This is a genomic window from Rhodoblastus sp. 17X3 (genome assembly GCF_030056575.1).
Classification (GTDB): domain Bacteria; phylum Pseudomonadota; class Alphaproteobacteria; order Rhizobiales; family Beijerinckiaceae; genus Rhodoblastus.
The window spans coordinates 124465-142428 of sequence record NZ_JASHHX010000002.1; the positions used below are offsets into that span (position 1 = coordinate 124465).

Consider the following 17964-nt stretch of genomic DNA (forward strand, 5'->3'; position numbering starts at 1 on the left):
AGCATTCCGAAATGCTGTTCGCACATGCGCAAGGAAGCGGCGCGACGCGCCGGGTGGCGACGAGATTCCATCTTGAACAACTTTCCCGCCGCATCGATTTGCGTGTCGCCTATGATGTTGCCGTCGTTTTTGCCACGCTGCTCATCGGGGCTCTGCTTTGGCTTGCGTTGGCTCGCCCCATCCCACCGGGAATGAACCGGGCCTTCGAGCCAACGAGCTGCAGTTTCGTGGAGCGCGAAGGGAGGCCGTGCGCGCCGACGCTCCTTTCACGTTGATCAGGGCAAATCACGGCGCGCACTTAGCGTATAAGGCTCCAGACAGAAAGGGGCGGAATGTCGCCCTTGCGGCTTCGACTGCTCTATCGCCGGGACTGGCCACTCGATTAAGGACCGGTTATGGCGCAATCTCGTCATAGCGTCACTGTCCGGTTTCCCGCCGTATCTTGCCGTTCGGCCTTCGGATGGTGCGGTTCGACGCCGCCTATCACGGCCTGTCAAATGCAATCTGCGTATTCAGTCGGTTCCGTGCGACCCCGCCCAGCGTCGCCGGGCTTCTCAGCTTCGGCGTCGAGGCCCACTGCCTTCCAGAGGAACATGTCGGCTATAAGAAGTTGTTCAGGACGCGGCGCTTCAAGCTGGCCCCCGGCACAGGCCCCGTGATGGCGGCCTTCCATCCCTCGCCATGGCTGATCCGCCACACCGATCCTCTCGCGAAAGCCGGAACGACACTCGGCGCGGTTCGCAAGAAAGTTCGTCAGCAGATCATCGATGCCTTGCCGAAAGGCATCGCCGTCGAACGGGACACGGCGGCCTCTCGCAGGCGGCACAGGTCGATCGCAAAAACGCTGGCGTCCATTGAACGGATGCACGGCGCCGCAAAACTGACCGCGAAGGGATGGGAAAGCGTCGTCGGAAACGATCGCGCGGCGAAATCCGCTGTTCAAAAATGGCATCAGTCACCGAAGATCGACAGGCTTTCGCCGAGCGAGGTTTCCGACCTCGTAGATTATGCCATCGGAGCGCCAAGCGTCGCGCTCGGCCGGGCAATGTGGCGCCATGATCCGACGATTCTTGACGATTCGCGATACCCCGAGCTGGTCCAACTGAGTTGGCAAGGACTTCGCGCCTATCTCGACAACCCGGTCATTCTGTCGTCGTTGCCTGGGAAGAACGCGGTCGAACAGGTCATGGGCGCGGTGGTCGATGGCGGCTTTGAAAGCGTGCTCGACGAACACTTTTGGCTTCGCGCCAAGAACCTCCAAGACGGTGTGGCCGGCCTTGCCAAGGACCTGATGTCCTCTCTCGGTCTTCGCGCTGGCGGGTTCAGCTTTCGTGGAACCGGAGACAAGTCCGTCAAGATCCCGGTACGTTGCCACGTCGCCGTGCCCTTCGGCAACGCCGAATCCGAGCCGGTCGTCAAGGGCAAGGGAGGCGAGGCGCAAGCCGCCCCGGCTCGTCCCGACGAGGTGCGCCGAAGCTTCAACACGCCTTTCTGGCCGCATGTCTTGGCAACGACGTCCGTCGGGCAGGAAGGCTTGGATTTTCATCCTTGGTGCTCGCATGTCGTTCACTGGGATCTTTCTTCCAACCCGCTCGACATCGAGCAGCGCGAAGGCCGCATCCAGCGCTATGCGGGGCTGTCAATCAGACGCAGGCTTTCGGCGCTGCTGCGTACCGATGTGCTGAGAGATCCCGCCCTGACGAAGGCGTCTCCTTGGAAATGTCTGGAACGTCATGCGGAACGTCTTGTCGACGCGAGCGGACTCCGCCCTTGGTGGGGCCTCGACGGCGCCGAAATTCGCCGACATGTCTTCGAGCGTCCCTTTGGTCGTGACAAGGCCCGTTTCGATCAACTTCGCGAACAGCGGATGATCTATCGGTTGGCTCTTGGGCAGCCGAATCAGGAAGATTTTATCGACGTGCTGTCGCGCGGCGGAGAGGAAATTCGAATGCTCTTGCAACCTCTCGTTCTCGACCTTTCCGCGATGGGGCTTCGCCAACCGCAGACGCACGCCACGTATTCATCGGCAAAAGGCCAAGGCCAAGGATTGGAGATTGATGCTGAGGATTAAATGTCGGAGGGCTAGTCGTGGAGCTGTTTCCAAGATTCGGACCAATGATCGGTGTCCCGGTTGCTCCAATGGCAAGGACAGGTGCCGTCGAATGCCAGCTAGGGCCAAATGCCTTTGGCCAGATCACCGGCGGGAAGCGCGACCGAAGAACCGGCATCCACTACAATCTCGCCAACACGGCATCCCAGTCTGGCGGTTCGGCGGCGCGCAAGCGCCGTTGGCCAATGGCTCAACAAGTGGTAAACGCAACAATATCTTCCGATGGCCACGCCATTGAATGTGAATCTCAAGGCGCGTGGTTAGATGAGTAGCTTAGACGAGATCACGAAGGACTATGAGGCCCTCATAAACTTGCCGGCTGACGCGGACGGCAATGCGAAACGCGCGCGAGGTTTTGCTTTCGAGCGTCTCCTCAACAAGCTGTTCATCCACGACAAGCTGGAGCCTCGTGCGGGATACAAGCCTGCGGGTGAACAGATTGACGGGTCGATTTATTTCGATGGCCGAATCTATCTACTCGAAGCGAAATGGCATGCCGATCCACTTCCTGCATCGACGCTCTATCAGTTCAAGGGCAAGGTCGACGGCAAGCTCTTGGGCACCCTCGGCATCTTCATCTCCATGTCGGGCTAGGTGACGATGCCGTCGATGCGCTCACGCTCGGCAAGGGGCTCAATGTCATCCTTGTCGATCGTGCAGACATGGACGCGGCCATACTGCGCCAGCATGGCATCAAAGACATTCTGAAACTTAAGTTTCGCAAAGCCGCCGAGGAAGGCGTGATTTATTTCCCAGTCGAAGGTGAACTCGTCACGGCCAGCGCAACGCGTACTGTTGAAATCGACGCCCTGCGCTTCGACGCTATCACGGGTAGCGTGATGTCGATGCAACCCGTCCTGCCGGTCACGGCCGATCTCCTCATCGTTTGCGAGGGTGACTCCGATCGCGCCGCCATTGCCATACTCGCCGAACGCATCCTTGCTGCCGCAGGTTCGAGGCGCTCAATCAAAATCCTCACTGCAATGGGCAAGATCACGATCCCGAAAGTCGCCAACTCTTTGTGGAACACGTTCCACACAGAGTCGAAGGTATTGATTGTGACCGATGCCGACAATGATCCCGCCGGTACCTTAGCGATGCTGCACAACGGCCTCGAATTCAACGAATGGGTCGCGGCCATTCCGAATCCCAGCATTGAAACCTGGCTCGGCGTGAAAGTGCAGTTTGTGCGGAGGAAAGGCCAATCTCGTGCCAATATATGCCGCGACGCGGCAAAAACCCTCGACATCGACGCGCTTCGAGCGAGCGACGCCGAGTTTGCCCGCTTTTACGACGCCATCCTCGGACCATAGATAGTACTGTGCCCACAGTCGACGACGAGCATTATCGCACGCACATGGTCGGGATGGTCGAAGAGGGTTTCACGCTCGATCCGCCTGGCTATGAGCGATTGTCGGCTTGGACCCACATTCTAATGAACCTCTTCACGGCGCGTTCTAATTTCGAGCGCGTTAAAAATGCCCCCATTAAATTGGGCGAGATGGGGAATGCCGTCGAACAGCAGGCGTTCTTCGTCGCTGGTATAATCGCCTACTGCCGATGCTATGCCTCGACCGGCTCAGCAATTCCGAAACTCAATCCCAAGCAAGTCTATGTGGGCTCCGGCGACGGCATGGAGGTTCATGAGCGCTTGATGACCCTTCGAAACACTTTCGCCGCGCATGCCGATCGCAACGACCTCGTTCGCGTGACCCTCGCGGTTAAAGAAGACAAAGATCACGTCATTGTCCGTCATCTCCTGACGAGCGCCTTGCCTGTCCCGGAAATTCCTGATTTTCTCGGAGCTGTCGCTCATACAACGCACTACGTGACCGTCGGCCTCAACAAGCAGCTCGATAAGATGGGAGAAAAAATCGGAAAGATAATCACGCTCGATTAGTCTCGACCTTGGCTTTGTTGGCCAAGCGAGAATGTCCAAAAGCGGCTTAACCAAACGGAGTAGCGAGTCGGATAGTTGGCTCCCAAAGACCTGCGATACATGCCCCGGATCCGTATATTTCCGGCTGTCTGAGACGGTTCCCGGCGCGACCTGCCAGTTTTGCTCGAATGGCGGCGATCGGGGTAACCACGCCCTCCCGCGCTATTACTTTCACACCCGATGAGCGCCACGCCTACCTATCCTATCCCAGCTCATGAAACGCTTCTTAACAATCGAGCCGACGAATGCACGCCCTCCAAGGCGTTCACGGGTCGTTAAGTTCGCCGGCGCCGAAAGGTTGCATTTCGTGGCGCCGAGCTGGTACACATCGCTGATACACTACCCAGTCGTGCGCGCTGGATGTGACGTTATTTCAGGTGGTTAGCGCTGAGGCACGGCGTGGTCGGCATCCTCCCGCCCCAGCAAAAACAGCAGTGACATTCAAACAATCCAATCGATTCAAACAGGGCAGGAATCGACGCCAAACGGCGCGTCGTATTGGGAATAAAATTGGTTATATCAATGGTTATAATAATTTTTTCGAGATCGTTGAAGTTATTGAAGTTGTGATGCTTTATCGCGCTGCGAGCGGGTTCCCTCCACCCGCTCCATTTTGCCGGCGGCCTCGGCGCCGCCCACGGCGGAAGTGCGAGGCAGCGGCGCATCGCGAAAATAGATCCCGAAATCGACAATGGCCGCGTCATCGCCGACGCCGGAGCCGATCGCCGTGATTGTGCTGGAGACCGCATGGATCGCGGCCATTGCGGCCATCGCCGTGAAACGTTCTTAAAAATTCAAGGCTCGAACAGCTCGCCCGTCGTCGGGATTTGTGGCGCGTGGCTCAGCCGTGCCCCCGTCGAGCCTCGAAATCGTGACTGAACCTTAATGCCGAGCAATCGTTCTAGGGGACGGGGGCTGATATCCGGCCAGAACGTCAAAACTGGAGCGAGGTTCACCATGCAGGAAGTCGAGATCCATGATTACGCGCGCCGCCTGTTCAATGCCCGCGGGGCGAAAGCCGCTGCCGACGCCGCACAGAAAGCGCGATCCTGTGAGGAAAGCGGCAAAGCCGAGGACGCCGTGACTTGGCGGCATGTGGAGGCCGCTATCAAGCAGATGCTCGGCCCACGCCAAGGCTGACGGGCCGTCGCGCCCCGTCAGGGCCGCCCCGCGCTCGCGCCCCGGATATTCTGAACGGACGCCGGTCGACAAGGAAAACCCCGCACGGGGGTTTTCACCCTGCGGGGCCGCTTCCCTGGCGGCTGTACATCCGGGCTCGCTATGGACAGGGATCGTCAAAGCCCCTGCTTATGGTGAATGCGCGCCGCCGCCGTTTGCTGCGACCGCCAGCCTTCTGTCGATGGAGCTGACGGAATTTGCCGGCTTCGCGCCCGAAAATTGCCATTGTGGCGGTCATCATCAGTTCCGGGCCGCTTGGGCGCAGCCTCAATAATCAATTCTGTCCGGGAGGCGTCATGACGCAGTTTAACGACTTGGATACTCTGATTGGCCGCAGGATTCGCCTCCGCAAAGTCCAGTTAGGGATTGAAGCGAAATCGCTCGCGGCGGACGTCAAAATTACGATGGCCCGTCTGCAAGCGTTCGAGGCGGGAACGGAGCGGATCGGCGCCGCGCTTCTGGCGGAAATTGCCGCGGCGTTAGGCGTGTCGTCGGCGTTTTTTTATAGCGCCCCTCGAACCGGTTTTTCACGGCGGCGCCAAACACAGGCCGATGGTCGTGCGGGCGCGCGTTGACATCTCATGGGCGGCGTCGGCCGCGAATTCTTTCTTGACCGAAACTGGTCCTGACAATCCCAGTGGGGTTTGAGGGCCCTCTGGCGTTGATCATTCAGCTCACGCCGCCAACGCGGTCAGAACGAGGCGGCGGCGTGCTGCCCGCGAGGGAATCCTCGCGAAAGCCTGCTGCGCCGACTTATGGCGATCTCTTGCAAATGGCGTCGTCAATGCGAGTCCGGGAAGAGGCTGTGCAAGGACCCATATTCGACGCGGTCTAATCGCACGGCGTCAACCTGGGAGCATTGTTCGAAAGCGTCCTGATTCGTCTGGCGCCGGGCCGAACATCCCGAGCGATCGTCCGCGAAGGCCTTTGCTTCCTCAGCCCTGACCTTGGCGTCTACATGGCTGATCCCAAGTCCGACAAATCCTAGAAGCGCCACGAAAAACAGAGCCGGAGCCCAGGTCTCCTTAAACGCGCGAATGAATTTCAAGCCCGCCTCCGTTTTATTGAGCCGCGGTCCGAATCGTAAAGCGGCGGCTTGGATCACCAGATCGTCCTGTTTTCGAGACTGTCGCCCCTTGGCTGAACCGGCGATGAACGTGATTGGCCAGACCGAAGCTCAGCTGCGTCATCCGAGTTAACCGAACGGAGCGTTCTGCGCGAGCGAGGGAGGCCGCCAATGTCGCGTCGATCCTTGCATGCCGGGAACCATTCCGTGGATGGTCGAGCCGGAAGCGCTCGCGCAGCAGGACGCCTGACAATAGATTCCTTGAGATTCCTTGGCTCGACGCTTGACAACCGCATAGAAATGTTCTCTGTTCGTTCCCGATGGCTTCGGCTGCGGGAAATAGGGGAAAAATCATGTCGCTTGCGTTTGGCGTCGGCAATGGACCCGATATGATTGGCGCGTTGTCGGTTCCGCGCAGCTTGGGGCCGAGAAAGCATCGCGGCGCGGCTGCCGCCTTCTGGGCTGGCGCGCTTTCCTCGTCGCGCGATTTCATGGAACGCGCGACAGCGCTGCGCGGCAGCGGGCGATCGGCATTGGCCACCGGCTCTTCCCGGCGCATGGCGAAGAGGATCGAGGAAAACGAGATACGCGACGCATTCGCCCGCAACGCCGAGCTCGCAGGGCTCGCGGTCGAGGAGAGATCAGTGCTGCTCGGAGACGCCTGCGAATTGTCCGCGGTCATCCTGGCGCTCGAGATCTTCGGCGCCGCGCTCGAGCTGTTCGGCTCGCCCGCCGCCGCCGTCGCCTGGCTGCGCGGAGAGAATGTCTCTGAACCTTTCAATGGCCGCGCCCCGCTGCGTTTGATGGCGGCCGACGGGCGGCTCGGCGTCGAAATCACCTTGCTTTATCTGCGGGCTCGGCTGCGCCTCACACGCCACGAGGTTGGAGCGTGAGATGCGGGAGCCTTAGTGTCTTGGCGCATAGGCAAGCGGCGTCAGTTCTGGGCCTTGCGGACCCGAGCGCGCAGACGCGCCAGCATCCCCATCAATCCGCCCTTGCCGGCGGCCGCGTCAATGCTGCGCCTGAGCGCTGAGAGCCGGGCGACGACGGCCGCCTTGTAGGGCGCGACAAATTGGTGGGCCTTGTCGCGCCAATAGATCACCAGCGCGTAAAAGCGCGCAAACCAGCCGATCGTGAGAAGCTTCTCGCGCGTGAGGTCGAAGACGAAAGCGATGAGGCCAAGGCCGACGAATTTCAGCGCGACGAAGGCGAGGGCGCCGCGCAGCAGGCGGCCATGCGCGATCTCGTCCACTGCGATAATTTTCAGGGGCTCGATGACGGCGATGGGAATCAGGAACAGCAGCAGCGCGCCATAGGGCGGCAGGCGTGCGATCAAACGGGCGACGGCGTCCTTGAATTCCTGCCAGGGAATGTGGCGGGCCGCCCATCGGCCGAGCACGATCGTCTTGTCCCATAGCCAGGCCTCGATGAGGAAGATCACGGCGGCGAAGGTCAACAGGGCGTGTTTGAGGCGATGGGCCATCTGGCTTTTTTTCCGATCGTTTCCGACGCCTTATATCATCACGGCGTCCCGGTCGCTGCTGTTTCCGGCGCGGCTCGGCGCTGCGTTTGGCCTTCAGTCAGCTGCCCGGGCCGTGCAGGCGGCTGATACGGTGTCAGCGACTGGCTGGCCCCAGCTGGCTATGCAAAAGCGGCTGCCAAGGCCGTGCCGGCCAAGCATATGTCTGCCTGCATTTCAGTCCTGGCCACTAAGGCGCGGCGGCGACTCCGCACGCATCAAAGCGGCTGGAATAAAGTAATAACGATATGAAATATCGAAAGTATCACCGCAGTGGCGCTTTCCCTCCCTGGCCGCGCGCCCGCATGGCGGATTGCCGAGGCCGCGCTTCGCAGGGTCTCACATCGCGTTGATGACCTTGCTGAACCTGCTGCGGCAAAGCGCGAGAATGGTCATGCCGATCGCAGCCATGGCCAGGAGTTGCGGCCAGACCAGATCCAGCCCCGCGCCGCGATAGAGCACGGCCTGGGCGAAGGAGACGAATTGGGTGTTCGGCGTGAACTGCATGATGGCTTGCAGCCAGTCCGGCATGGTTTCGAGCGGCGTGGTGCTGCCTGAGAGCAGATAGAGAATGACGATCACGGGCAAGGCGAGCAGGCCGAATTGCGGCATGGTGCGGGCGTAGGTCGCGAGCAGCAGGCCGAGCGACGTCACCGAGAACATGAACAGGATCGCGCCAAACACGAACAGCGCGGTCGAACCCGCAATGGGCACGCCGAGCACGCCGCGCACCATCGCGAACAGCGACAGGATCGAGGCGCCGACGATGACCGCGCCATTGGCGAAGATCTTCGCCAGCATGATTTCAAGCGGCGTGACCGGCATCACCAGCAGATGTTCGATGGTGCCGTGCTCGCGTTCGCGGATCAGCGCGGCGCCGGTGAGGATGATGGAGAGAATGGCGATATTGTTGATGACCTGCATCACCGAGGTGAACCAGACGGATTGAAGATCCGGGTTGAATTTGGCGCGCACCACCAGATTGACCGGCTGGGAGGCAACGCTGCTGTCGCCGCGCAGGAACGAGGCGCTCTCCTGAAGAATGATGTTCTCGATATCCACCGCGCCATTGCCGGCCAGCGCCATCGCGGTGGCGTCGACATTGATCTGGATCGACGGCTTCTTGCCCGCCAGCAGGTCGGATGCGAATTTCGGCGGAATTTCGATAGCGAAGACATAGCGCCCGCGATCCATGCCCGGGTCTATCTCGGTGGGCGCTATATTTTCGGCGGATTTGAACAGCGGCGGCAAAAGCGCGGCGGCGATGCGCCGCGACAATTCGGACTGATCCTCGTCGACGACGGCGACGCGCGCCGCCTCGACCTCGAATTTCACGCCCGACGCGACCTGATAGATCGCGAAGCTGAACACGTAGAAGATGAAGGCGAGCAGGATCGGGTCCGCGACGAGGCTGCGCAATTCCTTGACGCTGAGACAGTAGATGCGGCGCAGGCCAGAGTTCATGTCAGGCCTCCTGCTTTTTCAGCGCCGCGACCGCGCAGAGCTGATAGACCAGGCTGAACAGGCAAAGGATCGCGAGGTCGGGCCAGAGCGTGGCGAAGCCCAGTCCCTTGGTGAAGGCGCCGACGCTGATCTCCTGGAACCAGCCGCAGGGAAAGGCGAGGCCGACCCGGCGCGCGGCGTCGGACAGCGACGAGACCGGCACGAGCAGGCCGGAAAAATTCACCGTGGGGATGATGGACACGACCGCCGTGACAAAGATGGCGGCAACTTGCGTGCGCAGGAAGGACGACAGCAGAATCCCCAGTGAGGTCGTGGCCAAAATATAGAGGAAGGCCCCGAGGATCAGCGCCGTCGTCGATCCGCTCACCGGCAGGCCGAACAGAAAGCGCGCCGCCGCGAGCAGCAACAGGAAGCTGAAAAAGGACAGCGCGACATAGGGCGCCTGCTTACCGAGCAGGAACTCAGGCGCCGTCACTGGCGTCGCGCGGAAATTGACGATGGAGCCGACCTCCTTCTCCCGCACCACGCCGACCGCTGTGAGCATGGCCGGAATCAGCATCAGGATCAGCATGATGACGCCGGGAATGATCGAATAGACGCTCTTGAACGCCTGATTATAGCGATAGCGCATTTCGATATTGATCGGCGCGGCGGCCGATAGCAGCCCACGCCGGCGATATTGCTCGGCGAGATAGGCCTGCGAAATGCCGGTGATGTAGGAGCGGATCGTTTCGGCGCGGAAGGGCATGGCGCCGTCGATCCAGACCGCCACTTCCGGCGATTTGCCGCTGGCGAGATCCTTCCCGAAGCCGGATGGAATTTCGATGGCCAGCTTCAATTCGCCGCTGGCGAGACGCCGCTCCAGGTCGGCCTCGGACGCAATGTCGCGCTTCTGCCGGAAATAGCGCGAGCCGGAGAAGTTTTCGAGCAGTTCCCGGCTTTGCAGCGAATTGTCCTGGTCGTGGACGGCGTAGGCGAGATTCTCGACGTCGAAGGAAATGCCATAACCGAAGGTCAGCATCAGCACGAGCGGCCCAAGCACGGCGAATGCGAGCCGCAGGCGGTCGCGCAGAATCTCCATGCTTTCACGGCGCGCATAGGCCCACAGCCGCGCCGGATCGAACCGCCGGGGCTTCAGGTCGAGAGTTGCGGCGCTGGCGCGGAATTCCGCCGCGCCGGCCGCGCCGTCAGGCTCGGCGGCGGCTTCGAGATAAGCGATGAAGGTCTCTTCGAGACTGGGCTTGCCGTTTTGAGCGACCAGATCCGTCGGGGCGCCGACCGCGAGCACCTTGCCGGCGTGCATCAGCGAGATGCGGTCGCAGCGTTCGGCCTCGTTCATGAAATGGGTCGAGATGAAAATGGTGACGCCGTCCTCGCGCGAGAGCGCGATCAGCATGCGCCAGAACGAATCGCGCGCCACCGGATCGACGCCGGAGGTCGGTTCGTCGAGGATCAGCATTTCGGGGCGATGGATCATCGCCACCGCGAGTTGCAGCCGTTGCCGCAATCCCAGCGGAAGGCTGTCCGGGCGCGCATCGGCGGCTTCCGTCAGGTCGAACCGCCGCAGCATTTCATCCACGCGCGGCGCGATTTCGGCGTCCGGCAGTTCGAACAATTCGGCGTGCAGGCGCAGGTTCTGGCGCACCGTGAGTTCGCTATAAAGCGAGAAGCTTTGCGACATGTAGCCAACGCGCCGCCGCGTCGCCATGTCGCCGGCGTCGAGCGTCTCGCCGAATAGCCGCGCCTGTCCCTCGCTCGGCTTGAGCAGGCCGGTCAGCATTTTCATCGTGGTCGATTTGCCGCAGCCGTTGGAGCCGAGAAAGCCGAAGATTTCGCCGCGCCGGATTTTGAAGCTGACGTGATCGACGGCGGTGAAATCGCCGAAGCGGCAGGTGAGGTTCTCGGCCTCGATGGCGTATCCGCCGCCATCCGGCGGCAGCGGCGGCAGGACGATCCGCTGGTGATCGCCGCGGACCTCGGGGGGCAGCAGCGAAATGAAGGCGGCGTCAAGGGTCGGCTGGCCGGTGCGGGCGCGCAATTCGGCGGGCGTTCCGGCGCCGATGATCTTGCCGTCGTTGAGCGCGGCGAGCCAGTCGAAGCGCTCGGCCTCCTCCATGTAAGCGGTGGCGACCAGCACGCTCATGCCGGGGCGGCGCGCGCGAATGCGGTCGATCAGCTCCCAGAATTGGCGCCGCGACAGGGGATCGACGCCGGTGGTCGGCTCGTCGAGGATGAGCAGGTCGGGGTCGTGGATCAGGGCGCAGCACAGCGAGAGCTTCTGCTTCATGCCGCCGGACAACTGGCCGGCCGGCCGGTCCCCGAAAGACGAGAGGCCGGTCGCCTCCAGCAATTCGACGATGCGCGCCGCGCGCTCCGCCGCGCCTTGCCCGAACAGGCGGCCGAAAAAGTCGATGTTCTCGAATACCGAGAGGGTCGGATAGAGATTGCGGCCGAGGCCCTGCGGCATATAGGCGATGCGCGCGGCGCAGGCGGCGCGATGGCTGCGGTCGCGCATGTCGCCGCCGAGCGCGCGCACCTCGCCGGTCTGGAGGCGGCGCACGCCGGAAACCAGCGCGAGCAGGGTCGATTTGCCGACGCCGTCCGGTCCGATCAGGCCGATCATTTTTCCGGCCGGCAGCGCGAGGCTCACGCCGTCGAGCGCCCGCGCCTTGCCATAGAAGTTCGAGACATTGACGAGTTCGGCGACAATGGCGCCCTTCGCGCTCATTGCGGCAGCTTGACCGCGAGGAAATCGGGCCAGGTCTTGACGAGATCGGTGCGCAGATAGCCGACGCCGCGCACGCCGGTCTTTACCTGGCTCTCATATTTCCGCAGCAGGTCGGGCGGCAGGGTCAGCTTCACGCGGAACATCAGCTTCTCGCGCTCCTCTTTCGTCTCCACCGTCTTGGGCGTGAACTGCGCTTCGCTGGCGATGAAGGAAACCTTGGCCGGGATTACATATTCCGGGATGGCGTCGAGGATCAGTCGGGCGTCGTCGTCATAGGCGAGCTTCGTTGCGACCGAGGAGGGGACGAAGACGGTCATGTAAACGTCGGTGAGGTCGATCAGCGTCAGCACGCGCGAGCCGGCGCCGAGCACCTCGCCAGCTTGCGCGAGCTTGTATTCGATGCGGCCTCGGCGCGGGGCTTTCAGCTCCATGTCGTCAAGATTGGACTGGATGCGGGCAATGTCGGCGCGGGAGGCGTCGATCGCCGCGATGGAATCGTTGAGGCTGGCCTTTGACGCATTGAGCGCGGCTTGGGAAACATTGAGGACCGAGCGACGCTGATCGAACGATTCCGTCGTGGCATAGCCTTTGCCGTGCAGGGTCTCGACGCGCTCCATTTCCTGTTCCGCCAGCTTGCGCTCGCTCTCGCGCTGGGCGATCACCGCCTCGGCCAGAGCCTTGGCCTGATGGGCGCGGCGCTCCAGCGCCTCGGCGCCGCGCAATTGCGCCTGCATTTCCGAGACGTCCATGCGGGCGAGAACCTGACCCTGTTCGACCAGCTGGCCCTCCTTGACCAGAACCTCGGCGATGCGGCCCGGAATCTTGGTGGCGATCTCGACCTGCTCGGATTCCAGCCGCCCATTGGCGCTGGCGAAACCTTCCGGCAGGCGGTTCGGCTGCAGTTTGCGCAGCAGAGCCTCAAAGGGGTCATTGGCCAAAGCCGGCGCTGGCCCGAACGCCAAGGCGGCAAGGGCGAAAACAAAGACGAGGGCGAGGTTTCTGGATCGCATGGGCGCCGGGTCCCGATCGAAAAAAGTCGTCGCGGCGTGGGGGAGGAAAATGCCGCAGGATGGCTTTCCTTTTATAGCAAACTGAGCAAAATTGAACAATGATGTTCAATCGGCGGCGTCGAGTGAAGGGGATAACGTGACCGGGGCCAGCGGCGCGCAGCGGCAGATCTACCGCGCGGCGATTCAGCTTTTCGCCGAGCGCGGCGCCGCGCATGTCAGCGTCTCCGAACTGGCCCAGGCGGCCGGCGTGGCGCGAGGCACGATATACAACAATCTCGGCGATCTGAGCGGCCTGTTCGATATTGTGGCGCGGCAGCTCGCCGTGGAAATGAACGAGCGCCTCGTCGAGGCCCTGACCGGAATCGACGATCCGGCGCTCCGGCTGGCGATGGGACTTCGCCTGTGCCTGCGCCGCGCGCATGACGAGCCGCAATGGGGCCGCTTCCTCTGCCGTTTCGGCTGCAGCGCCGCAGCCTTGCAAGAGGTATGGCGCGGACAGCCGCTGGCCGATCTTCACGCCGGTCTGGCGCGGGGGCGCTATGCGTTCCGCGAGGACCAGCTGGACTCGGTCCTTGGCTTCATCTCCGGCGCGGTTCTCGGGGCCATTGTGACGGTGCTGGAAGGCGCCCGGACATGGCGTGAGGCGGGCGCAGATCTCGCCGAATTGGTGTTGATCGCCCTTGGCCTCAAGCGCGAGGAGGCGCTCGCCATTTCACGGAGGCCGTTGCCGGAGTTTTCCAGTGGCGCGGCCTTCCCGCCGCAAGGCAAGGTTTTCCCGGCGTAAGGAAACCGCTCTGGCAGGACAATTGCTTGCCCATGTGCAGATGAGTGTGAAGGCAAAAATTGCGCCGCGATCCGATGTGGTCGGCTCGCAAGAAGCTCCAGAGGCTGCTCCGCCATGGCTGAAAAATCGTCGCCGTTTCTGACGGATTTCGCGCAGACCCACCCGGCGCTGGGCATTCTGCGTCACGCGGCGCTGCTCGCCGAAGCCGACGCCGCGCCGGATGACGAGGAACTGGACCTGCTCTACCAGCAGGCCGACGCCGGCTTTCTGCTTGATACGGAACCCGCCGACATCTGGCCCGAACTCGCGCGGGGCCTGATGGGGCGCGCGCCGTCGAAAATGATCGCCAATTTGCGCGAATGCCGCGCGCTGGAGCAGGTCCTGCCTGAGGTCGAGGCTCTATTTGGCGTTCCGCTGCTCTCCGATGAGCCGGCCGAGGTGGACCTTGGCGCTCACGTGCTGAAATCGCTCGACGAGGCGGCGAGCGAAGGCGCCGGCCTGAGCGTACGCTTCGCGCTGCTCACCATGCATGTCGGCAAATCGGATTCGCCGCGTGAACATTTGCCGATCCATTACAAACATATCGAGCGCGCCCGCCCGCGCATCGAAGCGATTGCGGCGCGGTTTGACGTCGCGCCGGATTGTCGCGACCTCGCGCTGCAGGCCCTCGCCGAATGCGAGAGGGTGCATCGTGTTTCCAAAATGCGCGCCGGGCCGATCGCCCTCATGCTTGAGCGGCTGGGCGCCTTCGACACGCCGGAGACATTCGCGCATTTGCTCGCGGTTTGCGCTTGCGATTTCCGCGCCTTTCCGGGGCGGTCGGGCTTGCCCTATCCCAAGGCGGCGTTGCTGGAGCTTGCGCTCGGGGCCTGCGCGGAACTCGCCCCCGGCGGGTCCGAAGCCGTGCAGGAAGCCCGCGCTTTGGCCATCGCGCGGGCGTTCCGTTCGCAGCGCTGGGCGGACGAGGCGGACTAGGCTTCTTTCGCCGCCGATTCTACCGGCGGTTCGGCGGGGGTGGGCTGCGCGCCTTTCTTCTTCGCCTTGCGCGATTCCTCGAAACGCTGCAGCACGGCGAAGAAGGACGGCACGAACAGCACGGCCAGACAGGTCGAGGCGATCATGCCGCTGAACACGCTGATGCCGAGCGATTTGCGCGCATTCGCGCTCGCGCCCGTCGCAATCACCAACGGCAAGACGCCGAGGATGAAGGCGAAGGAGGTCATCAGGATCGGGCGGAAGCGGGTACGCGAGGCTTCGACCGCCGCGTCAATGATCGACTTGCCGTGGAGCAGGCGCTGCTCGCGCGCGACCTCGACGATGAGAATGCCGTTTTTCGCGGAAAGCGCGATCAGAAGCATCAGGCCGATCTGCGTATAGAGATTGTTGGCGGCGCCGAGCGAGGTGAGCGCGATCACCGGGCCGAGCAAAGCGAGCGGCACGGCGGAGAGCACCGCGAGCGGTAGGATCCAGCTTTCGTACTGGCCGGCGAGAACGAGATAGACCAGCAGGATCGACAGGCCGAATACGTAGTAAAGTTGGTTGCCCGTCAGTTTTTCCTGATAGGACATGCCCGTCCATTCGAAGGAGACGTCGTTCGGCAGCACGCGTTTCGCTATGGCTTCCATCGCGGCCATCGATTGTCCCGAGCTGAAGCCGCGCGCCGAGCCGCCGACGATCGTTGCGGACGGATACAGATTGTAATTCGTCAGCAACGCCGGAGCGGCGACCGAGCTCAAATGGGCGACGGAGCCGATGGGAACCATATTGCCGTCCTGACTGCGGACGTAAAGGTTCAAAAGGTCGTCGGGGCGAAGGCGGAATTGCGAATCCGCCTGGACATAGACCTGCAGCGATTGGCCGAATTTGTTGAACTGGTTGACATAGGTCGAGCCGATATAATCGGTCAGCGTCGAGAAGACGTCGCCGACGCTGACCCGCAGATCCTGCACGCGGTCGCGGTCGACCGTGACCGTGACCTGCGGCGCATTGTTGCGGAACGTCGTCGCCACATTCGACACCGACGGCTCCTTGGCCGCCTCCGCCACGATCTGGTTCGCGAGATTGCCGAGCTTCACGTAATCGGTGCTGCCGCCGAGCAATTCGAGCTGCATCTGGAAGCCGCCGGCGTTGCCGATACCCTGGATCGCCGGCGGCGGCAGGACAAGCGCCTTGCCGTCGGGCAGGTCGGCGACGGCGACCGACAGGCGCTTGAATATCGAGATCAGGTCCTGGTCTTTTTCCTTGAGGCGATCGTCGAACGGCTTGAGGACGACCCAGGCGATGCCGGCGTTGAACAAGTCGGCGCTGTTGTCGAGAACGGAAAGGCCCGCGACGGTGATCACTTTTTCGACGCCCGGAATCTGCTGCGCCTTGTCGGCGACCTTGTTCAGGGACTCAACCGTGCGGCCCATTGACGCCGCTTCGGGTAGCTGGACCGAGACCATGAGGTAGAGTTGGTCGTCGATCGGGATGAAGGCGGTGGGGATTCGCGCGAGGCCCCAGAAGCCAAGTCCGGACACAATGAGCGCAAGGATCACCATCAACCCGCTGCGGCGGACCATGCGGCCGATGAAGGCGGTGTAGCCGTGCTCCATGCGGTCGTAGACGGCATTGAAGCCACGGTAGAAAAAGTTCCGCTTTTCCGGCGGCACGGGTGTTCGCAGCCAGAGCGCGCATTGGGTGGGCTTGAGCGTCGCGGCGTTGACCGCGCTGATCAGGGCGGTCACGGCGATGACCAACGCGAATTGCGCGAACATGTTGCCGGTGAGGCCGGGCACGAATGCCGCCGGCAGGAACACGGCCATCAGAACCAGCGTGATGCCGATGATCGGGCCGAACAATTCGTCCATGGCCTTGATCGCGGCGGGAACGCCGGGAATGCCCTGTTCGATATATTTGCTCACGCCCTCGACGATGACGATGGCGTCGTCCACCACGATTCCGATGGCCAGAACGATGCCGAACAGAGTCGAGAGGTTGACGGAATATCCGAGCGCCGCCATGCCGGCGAAGGCGCCGATGATGGTGACCGGCACGGTGGTCGCGGGGACGAGCGTGGCGCGGAAATTCTGCAGGAAGACCAGGATCACGATCAGAACCAGGACGCCGGCCTGCCAGAGGGTCTTGTAGACCTCGCCAATCGAATCCTTGACGAAGATGGTCGTATCGTAGGGAATGGAATAGCGCAGGCCCTCGGGGAAACGCTTGGCCATGGAATCCATGGCGGCCTTCACTTCCTTGGCGACGTCGAGCGAGTTTGATTCCGGCGTTTGATAAATGGCGATGCCCGCGCCGGGCTTGCCGTTGAGGCGGAAGTCCTGCGAATAGGTCTGAGCGCCGAGATCGATCCGCGCGACATCGCTGAGATGGATCAGGCGACCGCCCTGGGCGGTCTGGTCCTTGATGACGATATTCGCGAATTCCGCGGGCTCATCGAGGCGCGCCTTGACGTCGACCGTATACTGGAACTCAATGTCGCTCGGCGCCGGCGGCATGCCGACCTGGCCGGCGGCGATGTTCTGGTTCTGCTGGCGGACGGCGTTGATCACGTCTTTCGGCTGCAGGCCATAGGACTGCAGTTTGTTGGGGTCCATCCAGATGCGCATCGAATAGTCGCCGGCGCCCATCACTTTGACGCTGCCGACGCCCGGCAGTCGCGACAGGACGTTGACCAGGTTGATTGTCGCGTAATTGCTCATATAGAGCGCGTCATATTTGTTGTCCGGCGAATCGAGCGCGACGAACAGCAGGATGGCGGTGTTCTTCTTCTGGACGCTGACGCCTTGCGCCTGCGCCGCTTCGGGCAGGGAGGCCTGTGCGAGCTGAACGCGGTTCTGGACGAGAACCTGGTCCATGTTCGGATCGGTGCCGATCTCGAAGGTGACGGTCAGGGTGTAGGTGCCGTCCGGCGCGCTGGTCGACTCCATATAGAGCATGTGGTCGACGCCGTTGACCTGGTTCTCAATCGGCAATGCGATCGTATTGAACACGGTCTGGGCGCTGGCGCCGGGATAAGACGTGGTGACCTGGACGGTCGGCGGCACGACATTGGGATATTGCGAGATCGGAAGTCGATACAGCGACACGGCGCCGATGAGCACGAGCACGATCGCCAGCACATTCGCCAGCACCGGACGCTCGATGAAGAATTTGGACATCATCGGCT

At 62.1% G+C, this 17964-nt stretch carries 16 protein-coding genes; 10 read left to right on the forward strand and 6 right to left on the reverse strand.

Annotated features, from left to right (window positions below; translation table 11 throughout):
• Nucleotides 1-11 precede the first annotated feature (11 nt).
• The 5 genes from QM467_RS03300 (at nt 12) to QM467_RS03320 (ending at nt 4010) form a co-directional block, all read left to right on the forward strand.
• Complete coding sequence (locus QM467_RS03300) at nt 12-275, forward strand: hypothetical protein (protein ID WP_283364872.1); 264 nt, start codon at nt 12-14, stop codon at nt 273-275.
• 185 nt (nt 276-460) lie between these two features.
• Nucleotides 461-2071 (forward strand): helicase-related protein, encoded by a 1611-nt coding sequence (locus tag QM467_RS03305; RefSeq protein WP_283364873.1) that lies wholly within the window; start codon nt 461-463, stop codon nt 2069-2071.
• 303 nt (nt 2072-2374) lie between these two features.
• The gene (locus QM467_RS03310) at nt 2375-2704 is read left to right on the forward strand and encodes a hypothetical protein (protein ID WP_283364874.1); all 330 of its coding nucleotides are present in this window, start codon (nt 2375-2377) and stop codon (nt 2702-2704) included.
• A 68-nt stretch (nt 2705-2772) separates the two neighbouring features.
• Entirely contained in the window at nt 2773-3423 is a 651-nt protein-coding gene (locus QM467_RS03315; RefSeq protein ID WP_283364875.1) for a TOPRIM nucleotidyl transferase/hydrolase domain-containing protein, read from the forward strand.
• An 8-nt stretch (nt 3424-3431) separates the two neighbouring features.
• Nucleotides 3432-4010, forward strand: a complete 579-nt coding sequence (locus QM467_RS03320) for a hypothetical protein (protein WP_283364876.1) — start codon at nt 3432-3434, stop codon at nt 4008-4010.
• Between the two features lie 594 nt (nt 4011-4604).
• Here the strand turns inward: QM467_RS03320 and QM467_RS03325 are convergent.
• Nucleotides 4605-4811, reverse strand: coding sequence for a hypothetical protein (locus QM467_RS03325; protein WP_283364877.1), 207 nt, complete (start codon nt 4809-4811; stop codon nt 4605-4607).
• Nucleotides 4812-5006: 195 nt separating this feature from the next.
• On the opposite strand from QM467_RS03325, the gene QM467_RS03330 reads away from it, so the two are divergent.
• From QM467_RS03330 to QM467_RS03340, 3 genes are all read left to right on the forward strand, one after another.
• The gene (locus QM467_RS03330) at nt 5007-5189 is read left to right on the forward strand and encodes a hypothetical protein (protein ID WP_283364878.1); all 183 of its coding nucleotides are present in this window, start codon (nt 5007-5009) and stop codon (nt 5187-5189) included.
• Between the two features lie 335 nt (nt 5190-5524).
• Nucleotides 5525-5803 (forward strand): helix-turn-helix domain-containing protein, encoded by a 279-nt coding sequence (locus QM467_RS03335; protein ID WP_283364879.1) that lies wholly within the window; start codon nt 5525-5527, stop codon nt 5801-5803.
• 844 nt (nt 5804-6647) lie between these two features.
• A complete protein-coding gene (locus QM467_RS03340) occupies nt 6648-7187 on the forward strand; it encodes an antitoxin Xre/MbcA/ParS toxin-binding domain-containing protein (RefSeq protein WP_283364880.1) in 540 nt (179 codons plus the stop codon).
• Between the two features lie 41 nt (nt 7188-7228).
• On the opposite strand, the gene QM467_RS03345 is transcribed toward QM467_RS03340, so the two are convergent.
• The 4 genes from QM467_RS03345 to QM467_RS03360 form a co-directional block, all read right to left on the reverse strand.
• Complete coding sequence (locus tag QM467_RS03345; protein ID WP_283364881.1) at nt 7229-7777, reverse strand: hypothetical protein; 549 nt, start codon at nt 7775-7777, stop codon at nt 7229-7231.
• A gap of 375 nt (nt 7778-8152) precedes the next feature.
• Nucleotides 8153-9277, reverse strand: coding sequence for an ABC transporter permease (locus QM467_RS03350; protein WP_283364882.1), 1125 nt, complete (start codon nt 9275-9277; stop codon nt 8153-8155).
• A 1-nt stretch (nt 9278) separates the two neighbouring features.
• Nucleotides 9279-12005, reverse strand: a complete 2727-nt coding sequence (gene rbbA, locus QM467_RS03355; RefSeq protein WP_283364883.1) for a ribosome-associated ATPase/putative transporter RbbA — start codon at nt 12003-12005, stop codon at nt 9279-9281.
• On the reverse strand, nt 12002-13015 hold the full coding sequence (locus tag QM467_RS03360; RefSeq protein WP_283364884.1) for an HlyD family secretion protein: 1014 nt from the start codon (nt 13013-13015) through the stop codon (nt 12002-12004). The genes rbbA and QM467_RS03360 overlap by 4 nt, the downstream gene beginning before the upstream one ends.
• Before the next feature lie 136 nt (nt 13016-13151).
• Between QM467_RS03360 and QM467_RS03365 the strand changes: the two genes are divergently transcribed.
• Nucleotides 13152-13799, forward strand: a complete 648-nt coding sequence (locus QM467_RS03365; RefSeq protein ID WP_283364885.1) for a TetR/AcrR family transcriptional regulator — start codon at nt 13152-13154, stop codon at nt 13797-13799.
• A gap of 114 nt (nt 13800-13913) precedes the next feature.
• Complete coding sequence (locus tag QM467_RS03370) at nt 13914-14774, forward strand: tRNA nucleotidyltransferase (RefSeq protein WP_283364886.1); 861 nt, start codon at nt 13914-13916, stop codon at nt 14772-14774.
• Here the strand turns inward: QM467_RS03370 and QM467_RS03375 are convergent.
• Nucleotides 14771-17959: an efflux RND transporter permease subunit gene (locus QM467_RS03375; protein ID WP_283364887.1), complete on the reverse strand. Its 3189-nt coding sequence runs from the start codon at nt 17957-17959 to the stop codon at nt 14771-14773. The two genes, QM467_RS03370 and QM467_RS03375, sit on opposite strands and share 4 nt — an antisense overlap.
• Nucleotides 17960-17964: the final 5 nt, after the last annotated feature.